Origin of the sequence: Thermogutta sp. (genome assembly GCF_014359955.1) — a bacterium.
GTDB lineage: Bacteria > Planctomycetota > Planctomycetia > Pirellulales > Thermoguttaceae > Thermogutta.
Genome location: NZ_JACIYL010000290.1, coordinates 1 through 4,966, shown reverse-complemented (window position 1 = coordinate 4,966; position 4,966 = coordinate 1). Strand labels below are relative to the sequence as shown.

The window sequence follows — 4,966 nt, the reverse complement described above, 5'->3', positions numbered from 1 at the left end:
TCATGAATGGCCCCTACCGTTTAACGAGCGACTGCGCCGAGTCGTTAAAGCCCGGTCGGCAAGATGGGTTGTGCGCACACTGGAATGTACATCTGATGAGCACGTTCCCCCGGGGCTGAAAATCACTTTCGCGCAAGTCCTTGCCAAGGTCCGCGTTTCTTTCCCGCCGCAGAAAAAAGATGGAAAAGATGGAGATGAGTCGGACGCGAGGGGGATGCCTCTGCGACGGGGCAAAGAAGGGCGGGCTTCCCCGCTCATTCGGAGGTCTCCGCTCGATTTCTCGCGGGGACCCAACGAACTACAAAGCGCACGTCTCCTTCAAAGACGCCCTTGGCGGCATCGAACTTCAGCGGGCGTCCGCCGTCGTCCTTAACATCGGGTCCAAGGCTGTAGAGGATGAGCGCATCCTTGCTAGCCAATCGGGCTCGCAGGGGATGCCCATCCGCAGGATCTATCGGCACGAATGGCAGCTCATCCGGTATAAGTTCGTCCAAGGTTTTTGGAAGTCGGTTATGACGGAGGGCGTAACGATACACGGCCAGCCCGGCCTCCGCCACGTGCCGACGCGCTTCGGCCCTGGCCAGCGCGAGGTAGACACTGCGGTAGGAGGGACAAATGGCGTGGGTCAGGGGGGCTCTCCATCGGGCATTGTCAACCTCCTCGTCCAAAGATGCCACCGATTCCAGTCTTTGAGTCACGGGGAAAAGCTGCAGACTCGCGAAGGATTCAACGTCTTTCATGAGTTCTCGGAACAGTGTCAAATCATCCACAAGCCACGGAGAGCGAAAGGTTGGCAATTGACTCACCAGCGGCGGTTCGCCTCCCCGGCTCAGTGCGACCACCGTCGTTGCTGGTAACTCGCCGGTGGCAACAGAGCAGAATGTTAAAAGTCCCATGGCTTCCTCCATTCGAACGGAACGGCTGAATACCTCCTGCAGGGAAGAGGTCCATTCGAGCCGGATCCGGGCCAGTATTTCCTGGCTGAGTTCCGCATGCATCAGGAAATTTTCGAGCTCTCTTACGGCTGAAGCTTCCAGGCTTATCGACACCAGCAGGCCGACGAAAAAAGGTTCCTTGGAATGGCGGGCGAGACCAAAAAGGGCGTTAATGTCGTCAATGGCTTGGGCAAAATCACCATGCGCCAGAGAATACCGGGCATCCAGGGCGAGGAGCCGACCCGCTGTGTGGAAGTCGGACAGTTGGGGCAGGAGCATGGTGAGGCTGGGACGAAAATAATCCCGTTCAAAATGACACGCGGGCAGGGCTGCGGCCCGACGGAGCAGGGCCAGCTCGCCTGCTCGCTGACGGAGGAATTCCCCCAACTCAGGGTTGCCGAAATCAAAAGCCTCGTGTTCCAAATTCTGGGACCCGGCTTGCGAGGTCGTCCCGTCTTCCATCTCCCCGGTTAAGGCCTCGCTGGCTTGCACGTACACCTCGGGCCAGTCCTTTTGGGTGACGTGCCAGTTGGAAAAGAGGGGATCGTAGAGCATGGCGGCGTTTTCGCTTTCGGGCAGACGTTCAGGAGCCACCGAGGCCGCCAGCGTATAGGCTTCCACCCGTACTGCTGCCATGGTTTGGCGTACCGTCAAATCAATCATCATGAGAGTCAATAGCTCGAGCATGATCGCGGCGAGAAAAAGGGCGGTCAATCCCATCCGGGACCACGCTGCTGCCCGTGGCAAGAGCGTCTTGTCAGCCCTGTCGCGTTGCCAGCCCTTGAGTAAGAGCACCACTCCCAGGACGTAGGGGGCGATAATAGGAATGGCCAGCGCGAGCAATCGCAGAGGATTTTTGCCGACCCAGCTTGCAAACAACGTGAGCGAAAGCGAAAGGATCCACGCCGTCAAGGCCACGCCGATCCCAGCGATGATGATGAGAATTCCTCCTCGCACCAGCCGTGATGCGGAACTACCTAGCGCTACGAGAATGGCGACCAGAAGCAGGGAAACCACCAGACTCTCAAGAGTAATAAGAATCAGGTACGCCATAGCAAAGCTCCCAGCGAACCGCCGCCAAGTGCGGCGCCCTTGTGACTGTCCTCTAATGCGGGTACGAAGGTTTCACAAACTCCTCATCTCGCACTGTGTCCGCGAACAGAGCGTCCATGCGTCCATTGGCCTGCAGGAACCGAAGTTGTTGTTGCCAGATTTGCATTTCCACTGAATCCCGGGGAGCGGGTGCTGGAACCAGCACCTTCAATCTCATGCCCTGGGTCCATGTGAAAAGGAGGCATGCCAGGAACATGCAGGCAGCAGCAAAGCTCATCCAAAACATTTGACGACGCCGTTTTTCCTTCTCAAGGTATTCCCGGGCCTGCGTCAGGATCCTCTCGCGAAGCTCCCCACGGGGAGAGACGCGAGGCAGGCTCGTAAGCATCTGCTCGAGAGAACTCACCTCTTCAGCTTTCAGATCGTCTGGCGACGCCATGGTTATGCTATTCTCCCTGAGAACGCAGGTATTGACGAAGTTTTTGGAGAGCGTAGCGATAACGACTGGCTGCCGTATTCGGGCTGATTCCCAGGACCGTCGCGATTTCGGCAAACGTCAGTTCGCCATCGATTTTCAGCAGAACGACCTCTTGCTGTTCCGATGGCAGGCGTTGGAGCGCCTGAAGCACCGTTTTCGACCAGATCGTTTCTCCGGGTCGTCCTTCCGGCGTGCAAGTCGCCGAGTTGTGGAAGCGATCACATTCCGCTTGTTGATCGCGGTGTCGAACGGCCTGGAGTCTTGCCACCGCCCTCCGCAGGCAACAAAACAGGTAGGCGGAGAGATCTTCCAGCGTGCCCAGGCGATAACGCACCTTCAAAACCCCCAGAAAGACCTCCTGCACGGCGTCCTCGGCCAGGGCATGTTCCCCGAGCATCCTGAACGCTACGCGGTACAAACGCCCCGCAAAGCGATCGTACAACTCGGCCAGGGCTGTCGGATCGCCGTCGCGGAATCTTTCGAGGAGGTTGGCATACTCGTCATGGGGCATCACGCCTCGTCGTCCTTATGGCTCCCTAATAGTAAGAGAAGTTTCAAACCCGGATTTGTCTAACGGATTTGTTGGAAAAGGGCAACTGTTCCGAAATCCACTCCATTTCCCGTTTTATTAACGCGGGGCCAGTTCTGCCCGTTGACAGGACCGTGTCGCCTTGCTAGCATGATGGCGTTGGGCGTTGGTGTCCGGCCAGACGGCTTGTCTGGTCGGGTAACAGGGAATCCGGTGCAAATCCGGAACGGTCCCCGCCGCTGTGACCGGACGTTACCAGACCCGCCCAGTCTCCTTGGCCATTGTCGCGGCAAAAAGGCCCCGGCGGTCTTGATCGCCGAGGTTCGTTGCGACGAGAAGGCCGGGCCGGGTCGAGTCCGGAAGTCAGAAGACCTACCAACGCAGGACTGTCGGTCCTCTGCGTGGGACGGAGGCCGCAGGTAACACGGCTTATTCTGGGGTGTGCCTGATTTCATGGGAGATTGCAAGATTCCGCAACACGGCGCTGCACCTGCGCGCCGCGTCGGCTTCACCCTGGTGGAACTGCTGGTCGTCATCGCCATTGTGGGGCTGCTGATCGGGCTCCTTTTGCCGGCTGTGCAGGCGGCTCGGGAGGCCGCGCGCCGCGCCTCCTGCACAAACAACCTCCGTCAAATGGGGCTGGGCCTGCACAATTACCACCAGGCGATGGGCTGCTTTCCACCTGGCGGTATAGAACATCGCGCGATGATCAATCCCAAAACCGGCAGACCCTATGGTCCTGCCGGACGGCAACTCGCATGGTCTGTTTTCCTCCTGCCGTACGTGGAGCAGAAACCTCTCTATGATCGCATCGACACGGGTAAACCATTCGACGCACCAGAGAATGCCGAAGCGGCCGCCACGATTTTGCCACTCTACATCTGCCCCAGCGCGACCAACCAGCGTGAACTGCGGCAAGGGCGTGGTCCATGCGATTACGGGGGTATCTACGGAGAACGCATCACCAGCCCGAACAATCCGCCCAAAGGAATGTTGCTCTATGACCGCGCACTGACGGTGGCCGACTGTACCGACGGGACATCGCACACGCTGATCATTTCGGAGGACTCCGGATTCCGCGACGGACAGTGGATCAACGGGCTGAATGTGTTCGACCAGGCTTTTTCGATCAACAAGGCCCCGGCTTTCGAGAACGACATCCGGAGCAAACATCCAGGTGGGGCGAATGGACTCTTCACGGATGGATCGGTGCACTTTCTCAAGGAAACGATGGACCTCAAAGTCCTGGCGGCCCTTTGCACCCGCGCAGGTGGAGAGGTTGTCAGTGAATGGTGATCGGATTTCGCGCTGGCGGTCAGCGCGAGGCTCGGAGGGGTTGGTGTGAGTTCCGAGGGGAAAAGACTCAGCAGAAAGGAGCCATTGATGCGCAAACTCGTGAGCCTTTTCCTCCTGACCCCTGTGGTATTGATGATGGTGAAAGGAGAAGTCGATGCCGGGCCCTATGATCCCGCCGCGGGTCAGCCGGGTTCCCTGGCGGTCCATATGTCCGATCCCGCATTTGTAGGGTGGGCAAGCGGCTGGCTGGATTATCAACCGGGGGCCAATGTTTCCATCACCTGGCAAACCCCGAACAAAGCCCTGGGACCGGCGGTGGGTGATTCGTTCGATGTTGTCAGTTTGGGAGAAGGAGGAAGCATTGTCCTGACATTCGATCGGCCAATTTTCGACGGACCCGGTTGGGACTTCGCCGTGTTTGAAAACAGCTTTAGCGATACCTTTCTGGAACTTGCGTACGTGGAAGTTTCCAGTGATGGAGTCAATTACTTCCGGTTTCCCAACGATTCCCTCACACCCGGCCCTGTGGGGCCATATGGCGCCGTGGACCCGACAAATATCACCGGTTTGGCTGGTAAATACCGGCAGGGTTGGGGAACCCCGTTCGACCTAGCCGTTTTGGTCGGAATATCGCCCCTATTAGATTTCAGCAACCTTCAATTTGTTCGCATTTTG

At 58.1% G+C, this 4,966-nt stretch carries 4 protein-coding genes, 1 pseudogene and 1 riboswitch; of the genes and pseudogenes, 2 read left to right on the top strand and 3 right to left on the bottom strand.

Annotated elements, in window-relative coordinates:
• Positions 1-254: 254 nt before the first annotated feature.
• The 3 genes from H5U08_RS10075 to H5U08_RS10065 are packed head-to-tail and all read right to left on the bottom strand — an operon-like array spanning position 255 to position 2,977.
• Positions 255-1,988, bottom strand: a complete 1,734-nt coding sequence (locus H5U08_RS10075) for a hypothetical protein (RefSeq protein ID WP_297032638.1) — start codon at positions 1,986-1,988, stop codon at positions 255-257.
• 52 nt (positions 1,989-2,040) lie between these two features.
• On the bottom strand, positions 2,041-2,427 hold the full coding sequence (locus H5U08_RS10070) for a hypothetical protein (protein WP_297032636.1): 387 nt from the start codon (positions 2,425-2,427) through the stop codon (positions 2,041-2,043).
• 7 nt (positions 2,428-2,434) lie between these two features.
• Positions 2,435-2,977, bottom strand: a complete 543-nt coding sequence (locus H5U08_RS10065; protein WP_297032640.1) for a sigma-70 family RNA polymerase sigma factor — start codon at positions 2,975-2,977, stop codon at positions 2,435-2,437.
• A 168-nt stretch (positions 2,978-3,145) separates the two neighbouring features.
• Positions 3,146-3,390, top strand: a riboswitch (cobalamin riboswitch).
• A gap of 58 nt (positions 3,391-3,448) precedes the next feature.
• Between H5U08_RS10065 and H5U08_RS10060 the strand changes: the two genes are divergently transcribed.
• Together H5U08_RS10060 and H5U08_RS10055 are read left to right on the top strand one after the other, a co-directional pair.
• Complete coding sequence (locus H5U08_RS10060; RefSeq protein ID WP_297032635.1) at positions 3,449-4,291, top strand: DUF1559 domain-containing protein; 843 nt, start codon at positions 3,449-3,451, stop codon at positions 4,289-4,291.
• Positions 4,292-4,378: 87 nt separating this feature from the next.
• A pseudogene (locus tag H5U08_RS10055) lies at positions 4,379-4,966 on the top strand (hypothetical protein); the annotation flags it as partial.

Excerpts from the sequence above, each read along its gene's own strand:
- H5U08_RS10070 (WP_297032636.1), bottom strand. The coding sequence starts at position 2,427 with ATGGCGTCGCCAGACGATCTGAAAGCTGAAGAGGTGAGTTCTCTCGAG.
- H5U08_RS10075 (WP_297032638.1), bottom strand. The coding sequence starts at position 1,988 with ATGGCGTACCTGATTCTTATTACTCTTGAGAGTCTGGTGGTTTCCCTG.
- H5U08_RS10065 (WP_297032640.1), bottom strand. The coding sequence starts at position 2,977 with ATGCCCCATGACGAGTATGCCAACCTCCTCGAAAGATTCCGCGACGGC.
- H5U08_RS10060 (WP_297032635.1), top strand. The coding sequence starts at position 3,449 with ATGGGAGATTGCAAGATTCCGCAACACGGCGCTGCACCTGCGCGCCGC.